This is a genomic window from Malikia granosa, from assembly GCF_002980595.1.
In the GTDB taxonomy this organism is placed as follows: domain Bacteria; phylum Pseudomonadota; class Gammaproteobacteria; order Burkholderiales; family Burkholderiaceae_C; genus Malikia; species Malikia granosa.
In genome coordinates this window covers 103,441-118,091 of record NZ_PVLQ01000008.1, presented here as the reverse complement: position 1 = coordinate 118,091, position 14,651 = coordinate 103,441, and the positions used below count along the sequence as shown (strand labels likewise).

The window sequence follows — 14,651 nt, the reverse complement described above, 5'->3', positions numbered from 1 at the left end:
GCACCAAAAGCGCATCAGTTCTGGCGCCAGGGCAGACCGTGGAAACGCCAGCCGCCCAGGTGGCCGCGCTGGCCCTGGGCATCGGGATCGCCCTCGAAGCCCTCGAGGATGTTGTAGGCCTCGAGCCCGAGTTCGGTCGCGCGCTTGGCCGCCGCCACCGAACGCACGCCACTGCGGCACAGCAGCACCACCTTGCGGCCGGCAGCTGCCTGCAGCAGCGCGGCATCGAAGTCCGGGTTCGTCGCCATGCCGGGCCATTGCTTCCAGGCCAGCGGGACCGCCTCGGGCACGAAGCCGACCCAGGCCCGCTCGGCATCGGTGCGCACGTCGACCAGCACGGCTTCACCCGCGTGGACCCAGGCCCAGGCCAGCTGCGGCGAGACATCGCCCGCATAGCCGGCGGCCGGGCGCGGCTGCAGCAGCCAGGCGCCATCGGCGTCGTGGCGCAGGCCCGAGCTCAGGTTGGCCGGCACGGCCTCGTCGATCCGGCGCGGCTTGGGCAGGTCCAGGCCTGCCATGATGGCGACGAATTCCTGCTGTGTCTTGCCGGCCAGGCGCGGGTTGTGCGCCTTCTCGTGGCCGATGCTCGAATGCTTGCGGCCGTGGTAGTCATGACCAGGCCAGACCGTGGTGTCGGCCGGCAGCGCGAACAGCCTGTCAGTGATGCTGTGCCAGAGCGCCTCGGCGCTGCCGGACTGGAAATCGGTTCGGCCGCAGCCGTTGATCAGCAGCGTGTCGCCAGTGAAGACATGGTGCTTGCCGTCGCAATCCCAGTAGTAGCTCATGCTGCCGGCGGTATGGCCGGGCGTGGCCAGGGCCAGCAGCGACTGGCGGCCGAATTCGAGCCGGTCGCCATCCTGCAGCTGGACCGCGGCCGTGTTGATGCCGCAGCCGGCCGGCGCCACGGTGCGCGCGCCGGCATGCTCGGCCAGCAGGCCCGCGCTCGTGATGTGGTCGGCATGGGCATGGGTCTCGATCGTCCACAGCAGCTTGAGTCCGTACTGGCGCAGCACGGCCAGGTCGCGTTCGAGCTGGCTGTCGACCGGATCGATGATCAGCGCCTCGCGGCTGGATTCATCGAACAGCAGGTAGGTGTAGCTGCTGGAGTCGGGATCGAAGAGCTGGATCGGTTGCATGGCGGCGGCAGAGGATCGAAAGGGCCAGACGGGATTGACCCGACATCATAAATAGGGCGGCAATCCTGCGCCGCGGCGGCCAGCGCTTTCGGCTGAAAATAGCGGGTTTGCCGCCGGCTGGCGGCCCCTGGAGAGAAATTGCACCCCTATCTTTCGGCCGCCCTGGGCGGCATCCTGATCGGCCTGGCGAGCTGGCTGCTGCTGGCCGGGCTGGGCCGCATTGCCGGCATCAGCGGCATCGCCTGCGCGGCGCTGAGCGAGCGTGGCTGGCACGCCTGCTGGCGCTGGGCCTTCCTGCTCGGACTGGTCCTGGGCGGCGCGCTGTTCGCGCAATGGCTGCCGGTGCCGGAACTGCCGGCGCGCGCGCCGCTGCTGATGGTGGCCGCCGGACTGCTGGTCGGCTTCGGCAGCGTGCGCGGCTCGGGCTGCACCAGCGGACATGGCGTCTGCGGCCTGGGCCGGCGTTCGCTGCGCTCGCTGGTCGCGGTGCTGACCTTCATGGCCAGCGCCTTCGTGACCGTGTTCCTGACCGGAGGCCTGCAATGAAACCCGATAACTTCGTCACCCCGCCCCTGCCCCAGCGCACTCCGGCCGCGCAGCTGATCGGTGGCCTGCTGCTGGCGCTGGCCGCCGGCCTGCTGTTTGCGCTCGGCCTGCTGCTGTCGGGCATGGCACAGCCGGCCAAGGTGATCGGCTTCCTGAACCTGGCCGGCCTGGCACAGGGTGAATTCCCCGGCGCCTGGGACCCGAGCCTGGCCTTCGTGATGGGCGGCGCAGTCATGGTCACGCTGCTGGCGTTCCGGCTCACGCCGCCCAAGCCGAGCCAACCGCAGCACCGGCCCTGGTTCAGCAGCCGCTTCGAGCTGCCGCGGCAGGAGCGCATCGACGCCCCGCTGCTGCAGGGCGCAGTGATCTTCGGCGTCGGCTGGGGCCTGGCGGGCTATTGCCCGGGACCGGCGCTGGCGACGCTGCTGCTCGGCGGCCGGGATGTCTGGCTGTTCGTGCCGGCGATGCTGGCCGGCATGTGGCTGGCGCGCCGCATGGCGCGCTGACAGTCCGAATAGCGACTCAGGGCAGCGGCCAGACCACACCGTTGTCGTTGAGCAACGCGTCGAGCGCCAGGTCATGCGGCTCGGGTTCGAGCTCGGGCAGGAAGCCATGGGTGTAACCCAGGCCGACGGTGAAGGGCCGGGGCGACAGCGCGGCCAGCGTGCGGTCGTAGAAGCCGCCGCCGTAGCCGAGCCGGTAGCCGCCCGGCCCGTAGCCGACGCAGGGAACAAACAGCAGGGTCGGGTGCACCAACTCGGTGTCCTTGGGCTTGGGAATGCCGAAGGCGTCCTCCTCCATCTCGCAACCGGGGTACCAGCGATGAAAGCTCAGCGTCTTGTCGATCTTGTTGATGACCGGCAGCCCGATCCGGCGCCGCTGCGAAGCAGCGGCCGCATCGGCCTCCATGCCGGCCTCCTGCCAGCGGAACAGCGCCGGCAGCGGATCGAACTCGCCCTTGATCGGCCAGTAGGCGCCGATCACGACATCGGGACGATCAACCAGCCAGACCCGCATGACCCGCTGCAGCGCCTCGTTGCGCGCCAGCCTGTCCTCCAGTTGCAGGCGCTCGGCCACCAGCCGCTTGCGCCAGACGGCCTTCTGGGCCGCCCGGCCCGCCTGCACGACTCGGTCAATGTTGTCCATAATCGCCTTATGATGAGAAATGTGACCCTGGCAGGATTGTGTTCGATTTTTGCCACGCTTTCCATGTCCACCGCCTTGCTGGGTGCGCCAACGGCGGCGAGCGCCCAGAGCGGGCCCGAGCAAACCCTGCAAGACATGCGCGAGGCCTTCCGCAAGAAGGACAGCCGAGCCTTGAGCGCCGCCCTGCCACGCCTGCAAGGCCATCTGCTCGAACCCCTGGGCGCCTACTGGGAGCTGCGCGTGCGGCTCGAGAGCGCGAGCCCGGACGAGATCCGCGCCTTCATGAGCCGCTGGGCCGGCAGCTACTACGAGGACCGGTTGCGCAACGACTGGCTGCTGCTGCTGGGCCGGCGCGGCGACTGGGACAATTTCCGCCTCGAGCAGGCGCAATACCGCATGAACGACGACCGCGAGGTCCAGTGCTATGCCTTGCTGGCCGATCCGCAGGGCCCGCGTGCCTCGGCGGCCGAGACGCTGCGCCCGCTCTGGCTGGGCCAGAAGGAGGCCGACGAGGGCTGCGCCAGCGCCGCGCGCGCGCTGCTGCAGCGCGAGGCGCTCGATGTCGACACGGTCTGGCAACGCGCCCGGCTCGGGATGGAGAGTGGCCGCCTGCGCGTCGCGACCCAGGCCGTGTCCATGCTCGACCGGCAATGGGCGGCCACGGTCGAGGAAATCTACGCCAACCCGGCGCGCTACCTCGAGAAGCTGACCGCGCTGCGCCAGAGCACCAAGGAGCTGGTCACGCTGGCGCTGGTCAGGCTGGCGATCAAGGATCACGAGGAAGCCGCCGAACAGCTCGGCAAGCTGCGCTGGCGCACCCAGCTGACCGACGAGGAACGCAGCTGGGTCTGGGGCGTGATCGGCCGCCAGGCCGCGCTCAGGCTGTCGCCGCGCGCTCTCGACTATTTCAACCAGGCGCAGGAACGCTACCTCAACGACGAGATGCTGGCCTGGAAGACGCGTGCCGCGCTGCGCTCGGCCGACTGGAAGCAGGTGCAGGGCGCGATCGCCCAGATGAGCGAGGCGCAGCGGCGCGACCCGGCCTGGAGCTACTGGCAGGCGCGTGCGCTGCTCGCGCTGCAGGGGCCCGATCACGAGGCCCAGGCGCGCGCGCTGCTGCAGCGCATCGCGGGCAGTACCGGTTTCTACGAACAGCTCGCGCAGGAGGCGCTGGGCCAGGCCACTGCGGTGGCGTCGGTACCCGCGCCGCTGAGTCCGGCCGAAAAGGCGGCAGCCCAGCACAACCCCGGCCTGCAACGCGCGCTCTGGGCCATCGCCAACGGCCTGCGCAGCGAAGGCGTGCGCGAATGGAACTACCAGACCAACCTGCACCAGCGCGGCGGCATGAATGACCGCGAGCTGCTGGCCGCGGCCGACCTGGCCTGCCAGCAGCAGGTCTGGGACCGCTGCATCAACACCAGCGAGCGCACCAAGAGCGAGATCGACTACAGCCAGCGCTTCCCGACCCCGCACCGCGAACAGGTGGTCAGGCGCGCGCGCGAGGTCGGACTCGATCCGGCCTATGTCTACGGGCTGATCCGGCAGGAAAGCCGTTTCATCACCGAGGCGCGCTCGGGCGTCGGCGCGGCGGGACTGATGCAGGTCATGCCGGCGACCGCGCAGTGGACCGCCAAACGCATCGGCCTGAGCGACTACAAGCCGCACCAGATCGCCGAGCGCGACACCAACATCCTGATCGGCACCGCCTACCTCAAGCTGGCGCTGGACGACTTCGAGGGCTCGATGCCGATGGCCGCCGCCGCCTACAACGCCGGACCCGGTCGGCCGCGCGTCTGGCGCAACGGCCCGGTGCTCGAGGCGCCGGTCTGGATCGAGAACATCCCGTTCACAGAGACGCGCGACTACGTCAAGAAAGTGATCGCCAACACCACCCAGTATGCGGCACTGCTGAGCGGGCAGCCGCAACGCATCGGCAGCCGCCTGGCCGCGATCGGGCCGCGGCTGGGCAACCTGCCCCCCAATGCCGACCTGCCCTGAACCGCACCGGAGGAAACAAAGATGAATAACATCCTGCTGCTGGGCGGCACCGGCTTCGTCGGTCGCCAGATCTGCGAACAGCTGGTGCGTGCCGGCCTGCGCGTGACCGTGCCGACCCGGCGCGAGGTCAACGCGCGCGCGGTCCAGCCCCTGCCCGGCGTGACCGTGCTCGAGGCCGATGTGCATGACGAGGCCGAGCTGGCGCGCCTGCTGCCGGGCCATGACGCGGTCGTCAACCTGGTCGGCGTGCTGCATGGCAATCAGCAGCGCTTCGAACGCGCCCATGTGGAGTTGCCGCGCAAGCTGGCGCGCGCGATGCAGGCTGCCGGGATCCGGCGGCTGGTGCATGTCAGCGCGCTGGGCGCCAGCGCCGATGGTCCCTCGCTCTACCAGCGCAGCAAGGCCGCTGGCGAAGCAGCGCTGCGCGAGGCTGGGCTGGAGCTGACCCTGCTGCGCCCGAGCGTGATCTTCGGCGCCGGCGACAGCTTCCTGACCCTGTTCGCCCGCCTGCAGGCCGTCGTGCCCGTGATGCTGCTGCCGGGCGCCGACGCGCGCCTGCAGCCGGTCTGGGTCGGCGATGTCGCGCGCGCCGTCGTCCATTGCCTGCAGCAGCCGGCGACCATCGGCCAGACCTATGAGCTGGCCGGGCCGCGTGCCTACCCGCTGCGCGAGCTGGTGCAGATCGCCGGTCGGCTGTCGGGCCATCCGCGCCCGGTGATCGGCATGCCGCGCGCCTTCGGCTATCTGCAGGCGCTGCTGCTGCAATCGCTGCCGGGCGAGCCGCTCATGAGCACCGACAATTTCGCCTCGCTCAAGGTCGACAACGTCGCCAGCGGCAAGCTGCCCGGCCTGGCCGAGCTCGGCATCAGCGCCGAGGCGCTCGAGCCGGTGGTGGCCAGCTACCTCGAACTGCAGGGCCGCGCCGATCCCCTGCTGGCCATGCGCCAGCGCTACACCCGGGGCTGACCCTGGCCGGTCCCGAACCACAGAAAGATCCTCCCACATGCCCGCGAACAAGACTGCAACCCAGGCCAGCCCGACGCCGGTGCCCAGCGCCGCCGTGCAGCGCAGCGAGCACCAGCGCGACATCGTCAACCGGCTGCGCCGCATCGAGGGCCAGGTCCGGGCCCTGGCCGAGATGGTCGATGCCGGCCGCCCCTGCGAGGACATCGCGCAACAGATGTCGGCCGCACGCAAGGCAATGGACAAGGCCTTCTACCGCATGATGGCCTGTTCGATGCTGGAAGCCGTGACCCAGGGCGACTCGATCGAGGGCGTCGAGCGCTCGACCCGCATCCTGGAAAAGTACGCATGAAGCCGGCCGGCGCACAGACCTACCTGGTCGGCGGCGCGGTACGCGACGGCCTGCTGGGCCATTTCCATACCGTGCATCAGCTGCCCGACGGCAGCCCGCATGCCGACCGCGACTGGGTCGTCGTCGGCAGCACGCCCGAGGCGATGACGGCGCTGGGCTTCCTGCCGGTCGGGCGCGATTTTCCGGTGTTCCTGCATCCGCGCACGCGCGAGGAATACGCACTGGCGCGCACCGAACGCAAGACCGCGCGCGGCTACCACGGCTTCGCCTTCCACGCCGACACCGACGTGAGCCTGGAAGAAGACCTGGCGCGGCGCGACCTGACCATCAATGCGATCGCGCTGCCGGCCGAGGCGCTCGACGCAGACGGCCGCTTCGACCCGAACGACCCGCGCCTGGTCGACCCCCACGATGGCCGGAGCGACCTGCAGCACAAGGTGCTGCGCCATGTGACCGACGCCTTCCACGAGGACCCGGTGCGCATCCTGCGCATGGCGCGCTTCGCGGCGCGCTGGCCCGATTTTCAGGTCGCGCCCGAGACCATGGAGCTGATGCGCTCCATGGTCGAGCAGGGCGAGGTCGATCACCTGGTGCCCGAGCGGGTCTGGCAGGAGCTGTCGCGCGGGCTGATGGAACAGAAGCCCTCGCGCATGCTGGAGCTGCTGCGCGAGTGCGGCGCACTCAAGGTACTGCTGCCCGAGGTCGACCGACTCTGGGGCGTGCCGCAGCGCGCCGACTACCACCCCGAGGTCGATACCGGCGTGCACCTGGGCATGGTGCTCGACATGGCGGCCAGCCTGCAGGCGCCGCTGACGGTGCGCTTCGCCTGCCTGTGCCACGACCTCGGCAAGGGCAACACGCCCGCCGACGTGCTGCCGCGCCACATCGGCCACGAGATGCGCAGCGTCAAGCTGCTGCTCAAGTTGTGCGAACGCTGGCGCGTGCCGCGCGACTGCAAGGAACTGGCCGAGGTGGTCGCGCGCGAACATGGCCATATCCACCGCTGCACCGACCTGTCGGCGCCAGCGACGCTGCGACTGCTCGAGCGCTGCGATGCGATCCGCCGGCCCGAGCGCTTCGTCGAGTTCCTGCAGGCCTGCGAGTGCGACGCGCGCGGCCGGCTCAACTTCGAGCAGGCACCCTACCCCCAGGCCAGGCGGCTGCTGACCGCGCTCGAGGCCGCGCTCGCGGTGGCGACGGCGCCGATCGCGGCGCGCGTGAGCGAGGAAGTCAAGCAGCAAGGCGGCGACCCGCGCCGACTGGGTCCGCTGATCGCGCTGGCGATCGAGCACGCGCGCAGCGCGGCGATCGCGCAGGCGCTGAACCCGGCGCAGCGCGACACGCCAGTCAGCGCCTGAAGGCGGCTGGCGGCGCCCCGCAGCTGCCGAAGCAGGGATGGCTCAGCGCGGTCGCGCCAGCGCCGCGCGGGTCCAGCGCACGATGTCGGCCTGCCCCATCGCACCGGGCTGGCGCGCGATCTCGCGGCCCTGCCAGAACAGCGCCAGCGTCGGGATGCTGCGGATCTGGTAGCGGGCCGCGAGTGCCTGCTCGTCCTCGGTGTTGACCTTGGCCAGACGCAGTTGCGGCTCGAGCTGGGCCGCTGCCGCCTCGAAGGCCGGCGCCATCATGCGGCAGGGACCGCACCAGGGCGCCCAGAAATCGACCAGCAGCGGCAGGTCGCTGCGGCTCAGGTGCCGGTCGAAGCTGGCCGCGTCGAGCGCCACCGGCTGCCCGGTGAACAGCGGCTGGTGGCACTTGCCGCAATCCGGCGCACTCGACAGATGCTGTAGCGCGACGCGGTTGGTGGTGTGGCAATGCGGGCAGACAAGGTGCAGGGTATCAGGGCTGGACATGGCTTCTCCGGGAAGGTGGGCTCACGGACAGAGTAGGCGGCGGCTGGCGGTTTTTCAAGGCCGGCCCGCCAGCCGGCAAGCCATTCAGAGCAGATGCTGCAGCAGCGCGGCGATCCAGCTCAGCAGCAGCGCGGTCGCGATCGGCAGCTCCCAGTAGCGACCGAAGGCGCGAAAGCGCAGGTCGCCCGGCAGCCGGCCGAGCCCGATCTTGCGCAACCACCCCGTCAGGCCCTGCACCAGCACCAGGGCCAGCAGCACGACGATCAGCCAGCGCAGCATGGCTTACAGCGTGTGGCTGCGGTCGCCGGCCGCGAAGCCGAGCGGCACCCAGCCCTCGGCGCAAGCTGCCGGGGCAAAGGCCAGCACCTTGAACAGCTCGCCCATCTCGTGCTCGTTGACCAGCTTGGCCAGGTTGGCGCGCTCAGCCACCGGCACCTCGCCAGCCAGCGCGATCAGGCCGGCATTGATCAGGAAGCGGCCCTGGCTGGTATAGCCCAGCACCGGCAGGCCGGCGTCCTGCGCCGCCAGCGCGATGCCGGTGAAGTTGACATGGGCCGTGATGTCCTTGAGCCCGACCTCGGTCAGCGGATCGTGGTCGACCTGGTGGCTGCGGTGGCAGACCAGCGTGCCCATGTGGCGCTGCGGATGGTAGTACTCGGACTCGGGAAAGCCGTAGTCGATGAAGAAGGCGGCGCCGCGGGTCCAGCGCTCGGCCAGGGTGCGCACGAAGGCCTCGGCCTGCGGGTGGATCTCGGTCAGGTAGTCGTGCGGGCCCTCGATCTCGAGCGGCGGGCGCAGTTCGGTCGGGCGGTCCGCCCAGGCGAAGGCCGGCGACTCGGCGGATGGCTGGCCAGCCGGTGCGAGCGCGACACCGCGCTCGAACCAGACCGCGCCGCGCCGCTGCAGCAGCTGCACCGGCATCGCGTCGAGCACCTCGTTGCCGACGATCACGCCCTCGAAGCGTTCCGGCAGCCGGTCGATCCACTCGACCCGGTCGCCGAAGGCCGCCAAGGTCTGCTGCTGGCGCGCGCGCAGCGTGCCCGACAGGTCGACGATGCGATAGCGCACCTCGCCTTGGCCCATGGCGTCGAGCTGGGTCAGGATCTGCTGCGCCAGCGCGCCGCTGCCGGCACCGAACTCCCAGACCTCCGAGCAGCCGGTGGCTGCCAGCGCCTGCGCGACCTGGCGCCCCAGCGTGCGGCCGAACCAGGGCGAAAGCTCGGGCGCGGTGACGAAGTCGCTGCCGCTGCCGGGCATGGCACCGAACTTGACGCTGTCGTTGGCGTAATAGCCCAGGCCGGGCTGGTACAGCGCGAGCGCCATGAAGCGGTCAAAGGGCAGCCAGCCGCCGGAAATCTCCAGCTCGCGGACAATATGGGCTTTCAGCTTCTCGGACAAATCGCTCGACATGGTTCTGCCATCTGGTTACGGGTGCGGCGCCATCATAAGCGCCGCCACCCCATGAAAGACGCCCCATGAGCTGCAGTACCCCCATCGCCCCAGTCCCGACCGTGCTCGTCACGGGCGGCGGCGTGCGCCTGGGCGCCGAGATCTGTCGCGCCTTCGCGCAGGCCGGCTGGCGCGTGCTGTGCCAGTACCGCCGCTCGGGCGACGCCGCACAGGCGCTGTGCCGGCAGCTGAGCGAGCAGGGCCTGGACGCGACCGCGATCGAGGGCGACCTGACCAGCGAGGCCGGCCGGCGCGAGCTGATGGCGCGCGCGGCGCAGATTGCCGGCCCGCTCAGCTGCCTGGTCAACAATGCCTCGGCCTTCGAGCCCGACAGCGGACCCGGTTTCGACGCCGAACTCGCGCGCGCCCAGCTCGAGGTCAACCTGATCGCTCCGCTGTCGCTCGCGCGCGAGCTGACCGCCGGTCTGCCCGCCGGTGCGGATGTCGACGCCAGCGTGATCCACATCCTGGACCAGAAGGTGTTCAACCTGAACCCGGACTATTTCTCCTATACCGTGACCAAGCTGGCGCTGGAGCGCGCGGTCGCGCTGCAGGCGCAGGCGCTGGCGCCGCGCGTGCGCGTCTGCGGCGTGGCGCCGGGACTGATGTACCTGAGCGGCCCGCAGACGCAGGAGAACTTCGACCGCGCCAGCCGCGTCAACCTGCTGCGCCGGCCGACCGATCCGGCCGACGTGGCGCGCACCTGCCTGTTCCTGGCGCAGACGCCATCGATCACCGGCAGCACCCTGTGCGTCGACAGCGGCCAGCATCTGGTGCCACTGGCACGCGACGTGATGTTCGCGGTCGAGGACAATCCCACCCCATGAACGCTCCCGACCTGACCCTGCCGGTGCAGCTGTCCCTGATGGACGAGCTGCGCCTGAGCTGCCGCAAGCTCTTCCTGCGCCGCCACGAGGTGCAGGCCCATATCGGCGCGCACGACTTCGAGAAGGGCGTGACCCAGCGCCTGTGGATCGATGTCGAGCTCTGGGTGCCGTTCGAGCGCTCCACCCCCGCGCTCGACTCGCTGCACGAGGTGGTCGACTACGACTTCGTGCGCGCCGAGGTCGCGCTGCGCCTGCAGCAAGGCCATGTCGAGTTGCAGGAAACCCTGTGCGACGACCTGGCACAACGCCTGCTTGCCCACCCCGGCGTGCGCGCCGTGCGCCTGTCGACCTGCAAACCCGACGTCTACCCCGACTGCGAGGCCGTCGGCGTGGAAGTGTTCCACGTCAAGCCCGCCACTGCCCAGCCATGAATCCCATCCAAGCCCCGAAAGCCGGCCAGCAGATCCTGACCCTGACCGGACTGCGCTTCGTCGCCAACCTCGGCATCCTCGAGCACGAGAAGACCCGCCCGCAGCCGATCCAGGTCGATGCCGAGCTGAACCAGGGCGTGCAGCCGCTGCTGCCGCACGACGACGACATCGACCATGTGCTGGACTACCGCAAGGTGCGCCAGATCATCATCGACGAATGCACCGCCGAGCATGTGAACCTGCTCGAGACCCTGATCGGCAAGCTCGGCCACCGCCTGCTGCAACTGCCCGGCGTGATCGGCGTGCGCATCAAGATCGCCAAGCTCGAGATCTTCGACGACTGCGAAGTCGCGATCCGCATGGAAAGCGGCCAGTGGTGAGCGCATCCGGCGCCAGCATCACCCAAATTCTGAGATTGAAATGAACGATACCGCCACCTGGAACGAGGCCGCCGAGACGGCCGCCGAATCCGCTGCCGACGCCGCCGAGGCGCAGAAGAAGCACAAGATCGAGCGCGAGGACCGCAAGCTCGAGAAGCGCCTGTGCCGCGAGGTCGGCCGCGCCATCGCCGACTACAACATGATCGAGGAAGGCGACCGCGTGATGGTCTGCCTGTCGGGCGGCAAGGACAGCTACGGCCTGCTCGACATCCTGATGAAGCTGCAGGCGCGCGCGCCGGTCAAGTTCGAGCTGATCGCGGTCAACCTAGACCAGAAGCAGCCGGGCTTCCCCGACCATATCCTGCCCGAGTACCTCAAGCAGCTCGGCATCAAGTTCCACATCGAGACCCAGGACACCTACTCCATCGTCAAGAAGGTGATCCCCGAGGGCAAGACCATGTGCAGCCTGTGCAGCCGGCTGCGCCGCGGCATCCTGTACCGGGTGGCCAAGGAGCTCGGCTGCACCAAGATCGCGCTCGGCCACCACCGCGACGACATCCTGCAGACCTTCTTCCTCAACATGTTCTTCGGCGCCAAGCTCAAGGGCATGCCGGCCAAGCTGGTCAGCGACAACGGCGAGTTCATGGTGATCCGCCCGCTGGCCTATGTGCCCGAGAAGGACCTGATCCGCTGGGCCCAGGTGCGCGAGTTCCCGATCATCCCCTGCACGCTCTGCGGCAGCCAGGAGAACCTGCAGCGCAAGCAAGTCGGCAACATGCTGCGCGAATGGGACAAGAAGTTCCCGGGCCGCATCGAGAGCATGCTCGGCGCGCTGCAGAACGTCGTGCCGAGCCACCTGATGGACCGCCAGCTGCACCCCTTCGAGACCTTGCGCACCACCGGCATCGCCGACGAGAATGGCGACCTGGTGTTCGACGAGGAGGAGCTGCCGATGCCGCCCGCCCTGCCGGCCGAGCAGGTCATCAGCCTGACGCCGGCGCGCTGATCGGCGCCCTGCCGGTGGCCAAGCCCAGGCCGCCACCGGACGCCCCCTCTCATGCAGGAGCCTGCCATGTCCCGTTCCCCAGTCACCATCCGATCCGGCAGGACCCGGCTCCACCGCTTGGGCGGCCTGAGCCTGCTGGCCGGCGCGCTGCTGCTGGGCGGCTGCGCTGGCGCGATCCGGCTCGAGAACGAGGTGCGCAGCTATGCCGACTGGTCAGCCGGCGCGGCTGGCGAATCGACCAGGCCGGCCCCCGGCGACCGCTACCGCTTCGAGCGCCGGCCCTCGCAGCTGCAGTCGCCGAGCCTGCAACAGGAGGCACTCGAGGAGCTGGCACGCCAGGCGCTCGAGCGGGTAGGCCTGCGCGCCGCGCCCGAAGCGCTGCCTGCCGGCGCGGCGTTGCCGCGCTGGACGGTCGAGCTCGGCGCGCGCTCGATCCGCCTGCCCTATGCGCCCTGGGACGAGCCGGCCAGGCCTCGCTTCGGCGTCAACATCGGCATCGGCCATGTCTTCCCGCATGGCTCGGTCGGCATCGGCATGCCGCTGTTCCCCCACCTGACGACGCCCTATTACCAGCGCGAGGTCTCGCTGGCGCTGCGCGACGCGCGCAGCGCGCGGGTGGTGTACGAGACCCAGGCCTCGCACGACGGCCCCTGGTCCGACAACCCGACGCTGTGGGCGGCGCTGCTCGACGCGGCGCTGCAGGGCTTCCCGCAGCCGCCAGCCGGTCCGCGCCGGGTCGTGATCGAAGTCCCGCGCTGATCCGCAGCGTTGCAGCAACCTAGCCGCAGCGACGACAGGCCAAGGCCAGCCAACCCCACACCGCCCCAAGAGGCCCCAGCATGGAATTCACCCGCATCCTGGCACTGCGCCACGGCGAGACGACCTGGAACCAGGACAAGCGCCTGCAGGGCCAGCTTGACATCCCGCTCAACGAGCGCGGCCACTGGCAGGCCGCGCGCGCGGCCGCCGCGCTGCGCGAAGAGCCGATCGCCGCGGTCTATTCGAGCGACCTGGCGCGCGCGCACCAGACCGCGCGCGCGATCGCGGCCGCGCTGGCGCTCGAGGTGCGCACGCACAGCGGTCTGCGCGAGCGCCATTTCGGTGCCTTCCAGGGCAAGACCTGGACCGAGCTCGAGGTCGAGGAGCCCGAGGCGACCCAGGCCTGGCGCACCCGGGTGCCCGACTTCGCACCGGGCGGTGGCGAGACCCTGCTGCAGCTGCGCGAGCGCATCGAGGCCACCTTCGACGGGATCGCGGCGCGCCACCCCGGCGAGCAGATCGTCATCGTCGCCCATGGCGGCGTGCTCGACATGGTGTATCGGCTGGCGACCGGGCTCGAGCTGCAGGCGCCACGCACCTGGACGGTCGAGAACGCGGCGATCAACCGCCTGCTCTGGACGCCCGAGGGCCTGAGCCTGGTCGGCTGGGCCGATGCCAGCCATCTCGAGGACGACTCGGACGACGACGCCAGCACCTGAAGCCAGGGCTGCAGCAGCGAATCAGTCGTCGCCGTACAGCGCCGGATCGACCTTGGGCGGCTCCAGCCCCAGATGGCGGAACGCCGCCTGGGTCGCGATCCGCCCGCGCGTGGTGCGCTGCAGATAGCCCTGCTGGATCAGGTAGGGCTCGATCACGTCCTCGATCGTGCCGGCCTCCTCGCCGATGCTGGCCGCGATGTTGTCGAGCCCGACCGGGCCGCCGTCGAACTTGTGGATCACGGCTTCGAGCAACTTGCGGTCCATCAGGTCGAAGCCGACCGGATCGACATCGAGCATGGTCAGCGCGCGGTTCGCCATCTCGAGCGTGATGCGACCATCGCCCTTGACCTCGGCGTAGTCGCGCACCCGGCGCAGCAGCCGGTTGGCGATGCGCGGCGTGCCGCGCGACCTTCTAGCGACCTCGAACGCCGCCGCCTCGTCCATCGGCGCATTCAGCAGGCCGGCGCTGCGCTTGACGATCAGCGCCAGCTCGCTGGCGTTGTAGAACTCGAGCCGGCCGACGATGCCGAAGCGGTCGCGCAGCGGATTGGTCAGCATGCCGGCGCGCGTGGTCGCGCCGACCAGGGTGAAGGGCTGCAGGTCGAGCTTGATCGAGCGCGCCGCCGGTCCCTCGCCGATCATGATGTCGATCTGGTAGTCCTCCATCGCCGGGTAGAGGATCTCCTCGACCACTGGCGAGAGTCGGTGGATCTCGTCGATGAACAGCACGTCGTTGGGCTCGAGGTTGGTCAGCAGCGCCGCCAGGTCCTTGGGCTTTTCCAGCACCGGACCGCTGGTCTGGCGCAGGTTGACGCCGAGCTCATGCGCGATGATGTGCGAAAGCGTCGTCTTGCCGAGTCCGGGCGGACCGAACAGCAGCACATGGTCGAGCGCCTCCTGGCGCTTCCTGGCCGCGCCGATGAAGATCTCGAGCTGCTCGCGCACCTTGGCCTGGCCCACGTATTCCTGCAGGCCCTTGGGCCGCAGCGCGCGCTCGAGCGCCTCCTCGCGGCTGGACTCGGGCGCGGCGGAGACCATGCGCGGCTGGCGCGGCGCGCGGGCGAAATCGTCGGTTTCTATGGCCAT

At 69.9% G+C, this 14,651-nt stretch carries 18 protein-coding genes; 12 read left to right on the top strand and 6 right to left on the bottom strand.

All coding sequences use genetic code 11. The features are described from left to right. Positions 1-14 precede the first annotated feature (14 nt). Positions 15-1,136, bottom strand: coding sequence for an MBL fold metallo-hydrolase (locus C6P64_RS18750; RefSeq protein WP_105746850.1), 1,122 nt, complete (start codon positions 1,134-1,136; stop codon positions 15-17). A gap of 138 nt (positions 1,137-1,274) precedes the next feature. Here C6P64_RS18750 and C6P64_RS01665 point away from each other — a divergent pair, with 138 nt between their 5' ends. Both C6P64_RS01665 and C6P64_RS01660 read left to right on the top strand, forming a co-directional pair. Next, positions 1,275-1,682 (top strand): YeeE/YedE family protein, encoded by a 408-nt coding sequence (locus C6P64_RS01665; protein WP_105746849.1) that lies wholly within the window; start codon positions 1,275-1,277, stop codon positions 1,680-1,682. After that, the gene (locus C6P64_RS01660) at positions 1,679-2,188 is read left to right on the top strand and encodes a YeeE/YedE family protein (protein ID WP_245911589.1); all 510 of its coding nucleotides are present in this window, start codon (positions 1,679-1,681) and stop codon (positions 2,186-2,188) included. The genes C6P64_RS01665 and C6P64_RS01660 overlap by 4 nt, the downstream gene beginning before the upstream one ends. A gap of 16 nt (positions 2,189-2,204) precedes the next feature. Here the strand turns inward: C6P64_RS01660 and C6P64_RS01655 are convergent, their stop codons facing one another. Further along, on the bottom strand, positions 2,205-2,828 hold the full coding sequence (locus tag C6P64_RS01655) for a 5-formyltetrahydrofolate cyclo-ligase (protein ID WP_105746848.1): 624 nt from the start codon (positions 2,826-2,828) through the stop codon (positions 2,205-2,207). 63 nt (positions 2,829-2,891) lie between these two features. Between C6P64_RS01655 and C6P64_RS01650 the strand changes: the two genes are divergently transcribed. From C6P64_RS01650 to C6P64_RS01635, 4 genes are read left to right on the top strand one after another with little or no spacing between them, the layout of a single operon-like run. Next, positions 2,892-4,826, top strand: coding sequence for a lytic transglycosylase domain-containing protein (locus C6P64_RS01650; protein WP_105746847.1), 1,935 nt, complete (start codon positions 2,892-2,894; stop codon positions 4,824-4,826). A 21-nt stretch (positions 4,827-4,847) separates the two neighbouring features. Continuing rightward, on the top strand, positions 4,848-5,792 hold the full coding sequence (locus C6P64_RS01645; RefSeq protein ID WP_105746846.1) for a complex I NDUFA9 subunit family protein: 945 nt from the start codon (positions 4,848-4,850) through the stop codon (positions 5,790-5,792). 37 nt (positions 5,793-5,829) lie between these two features. Next, the gene (locus C6P64_RS01640; RefSeq protein WP_105746845.1) at positions 5,830-6,141 is read left to right on the top strand and encodes a metal-sensitive transcriptional regulator; all 312 of its coding nucleotides are present in this window, start codon (positions 5,830-5,832) and stop codon (positions 6,139-6,141) included. Then, entirely contained in the window at positions 6,138-7,499 is a 1,362-nt protein-coding gene (locus tag C6P64_RS01635; protein ID WP_105746844.1) for a multifunctional CCA addition/repair protein, read from the top strand. Before C6P64_RS01640 ends, C6P64_RS01635 begins: the two co-directional genes overlap by 4 nt. Positions 7,500-7,541: 42 nt before the next feature. Here the strand turns inward: C6P64_RS01635 and trxC are convergent, their stop codons facing one another. The 3 genes from trxC to C6P64_RS01620 form a co-directional block, all read right to left on the bottom strand. Next, positions 7,542-7,994, bottom strand: coding sequence for a thioredoxin TrxC (trxC, locus tag C6P64_RS01630; protein ID WP_105746843.1), 453 nt, complete (start codon positions 7,992-7,994; stop codon positions 7,542-7,544). Between the two features lie 84 nt (positions 7,995-8,078). After that, positions 8,079-8,273, bottom strand: coding sequence for a DUF2905 family protein (locus tag C6P64_RS01625; RefSeq protein WP_105746842.1), 195 nt, complete (start codon positions 8,271-8,273; stop codon positions 8,079-8,081). Between the two features lie 3 nt (positions 8,274-8,276). Next, entirely contained in the window at positions 8,277-9,404 is a 1,128-nt protein-coding gene (locus C6P64_RS01620; protein ID WP_105746841.1) for a class I SAM-dependent methyltransferase, read from the bottom strand. A 65-nt stretch (positions 9,405-9,469) separates the two neighbouring features. Between C6P64_RS01620 and C6P64_RS01615 the strand changes: the two genes are divergently transcribed. The 6 genes from C6P64_RS01615 to C6P64_RS01590 all read left to right on the top strand — a co-directional run bounded on the left by C6P64_RS01615 (position 9,470) and on the right by C6P64_RS01590 (position 13,565). Further along, a complete protein-coding gene (locus tag C6P64_RS01615; RefSeq protein ID WP_105746840.1) occupies positions 9,470-10,270 on the top strand; it encodes an SDR family oxidoreductase in 801 nt (266 codons plus the stop codon). A 38-nt stretch (positions 10,271-10,308) separates the two neighbouring features. Next, positions 10,309-10,701, top strand: coding sequence for a dihydroneopterin aldolase (locus tag C6P64_RS01610; RefSeq protein WP_105746990.1), 393 nt, complete (start codon positions 10,309-10,311; stop codon positions 10,699-10,701). Continuing rightward, the gene (locus C6P64_RS01605) at positions 10,698-11,081 is read left to right on the top strand and encodes a dihydroneopterin aldolase (protein ID WP_105746839.1); all 384 of its coding nucleotides are present in this window, start codon (positions 10,698-10,700) and stop codon (positions 11,079-11,081) included. Before C6P64_RS01610 ends, C6P64_RS01605 begins: the two co-directional genes overlap by 4 nt. A 40-nt stretch (positions 11,082-11,121) precedes the next feature. Continuing rightward, entirely contained in the window at positions 11,122-12,087 is a 966-nt protein-coding gene (gene ttcA / locus C6P64_RS01600; protein ID WP_105746838.1) for a tRNA 2-thiocytidine(32) synthetase TtcA, read from the top strand. Between the two features lie 66 nt (positions 12,088-12,153). Then, positions 12,154-12,846 carry a hypothetical protein gene (locus tag C6P64_RS01595; protein ID WP_146115840.1) on the top strand — a complete coding sequence of 231 codons (693 nt, stop codon included), beginning with the start codon at positions 12,154-12,156 and terminating at the stop codon, positions 12,844-12,846. Between the two features lie 80 nt (positions 12,847-12,926). Next, on the top strand, positions 12,927-13,565 hold the full coding sequence (locus C6P64_RS01590) for a histidine phosphatase family protein (protein ID WP_105746836.1): 639 nt from the start codon (positions 12,927-12,929) through the stop codon (positions 13,563-13,565). Between the two features lie 21 nt (positions 13,566-13,586). Here the strand turns inward: C6P64_RS01590 and ruvB are convergent, their stop codons facing one another. Continuing rightward, positions 13,587-14,651: a Holliday junction branch migration DNA helicase RuvB gene (ruvB, locus tag C6P64_RS01585; protein ID WP_105746835.1), complete on the bottom strand. Its 1,065-nt coding sequence runs from the start codon at positions 14,649-14,651 to the stop codon at positions 13,587-13,589.

Excerpts from the sequence above, each read along its gene's own strand:
- ruvB (WP_105746835.1), bottom strand. The coding sequence starts at position 14,651 with ATGGCCATAGAAACCGACGATTTCGCCCGCGCGCCGCGCCAGCCGCGC.
- C6P64_RS01605 (WP_105746839.1), top strand. The coding sequence starts at position 10,698 with ATGAATCCCATCCAAGCCCCGAAAGCCGGCCAGCAGATCCTGACCCTG.
- C6P64_RS01625 (WP_105746842.1), bottom strand. The coding sequence starts at position 8,273 with ATGCTGCGCTGGCTGATCGTCGTGCTGCTGGCCCTGGTGCTGGTGCAG.
- C6P64_RS01590 (WP_105746836.1), top strand. The coding sequence starts at position 12,927 with ATGGAATTCACCCGCATCCTGGCACTGCGCCACGGCGAGACGACCTGG.
- C6P64_RS01655 (WP_105746848.1), bottom strand. The coding sequence starts at position 2,828 with ATGGACAACATTGACCGAGTCGTGCAGGCGGGCCGGGCGGCCCAGAAG.
- C6P64_RS01620 (WP_105746841.1), bottom strand. The coding sequence starts at position 9,404 with ATGTCGAGCGATTTGTCCGAGAAGCTGAAAGCCCATATTGTCCGCGAG.
- ttcA (WP_105746838.1), top strand. The coding sequence starts at position 11,122 with ATGAACGATACCGCCACCTGGAACGAGGCCGCCGAGACGGCCGCCGAA.
- C6P64_RS01645 (WP_105746846.1), top strand. The coding sequence starts at position 4,848 with ATGAATAACATCCTGCTGCTGGGCGGCACCGGCTTCGTCGGTCGCCAG.
- trxC (WP_105746843.1), bottom strand. The coding sequence starts at position 7,994 with ATGTCCAGCCCTGATACCCTGCACCTTGTCTGCCCGCATTGCCACACC.
- C6P64_RS01595 (WP_146115840.1), top strand. The coding sequence starts at position 12,154 with ATGTCCCGTTCCCCAGTCACCATCCGATCCGGCAGGACCCGGCTCCAC.
- C6P64_RS01610 (WP_105746990.1), top strand. The coding sequence starts at position 10,309 with ATGGACGAGCTGCGCCTGAGCTGCCGCAAGCTCTTCCTGCGCCGCCAC.
- C6P64_RS01615 (WP_105746840.1), top strand. The coding sequence starts at position 9,470 with ATGAGCTGCAGTACCCCCATCGCCCCAGTCCCGACCGTGCTCGTCACG.
- C6P64_RS01660 (WP_245911589.1), top strand. The coding sequence starts at position 1,679 with ATGAAACCCGATAACTTCGTCACCCCGCCCCTGCCCCAGCGCACTCCG.
- C6P64_RS01635 (WP_105746844.1), top strand. The coding sequence starts at position 6,138 with ATGAAGCCGGCCGGCGCACAGACCTACCTGGTCGGCGGCGCGGTACGC.
- C6P64_RS01640 (WP_105746845.1), top strand. The coding sequence starts at position 5,830 with ATGCCCGCGAACAAGACTGCAACCCAGGCCAGCCCGACGCCGGTGCCC.
- C6P64_RS01650 (WP_105746847.1), top strand. The coding sequence starts at position 2,892 with ATGTCCACCGCCTTGCTGGGTGCGCCAACGGCGGCGAGCGCCCAGAGC.
- C6P64_RS18750 (WP_105746850.1), bottom strand. The coding sequence starts at position 1,136 with ATGCAACCGATCCAGCTCTTCGATCCCGACTCCAGCAGCTACACCTAC.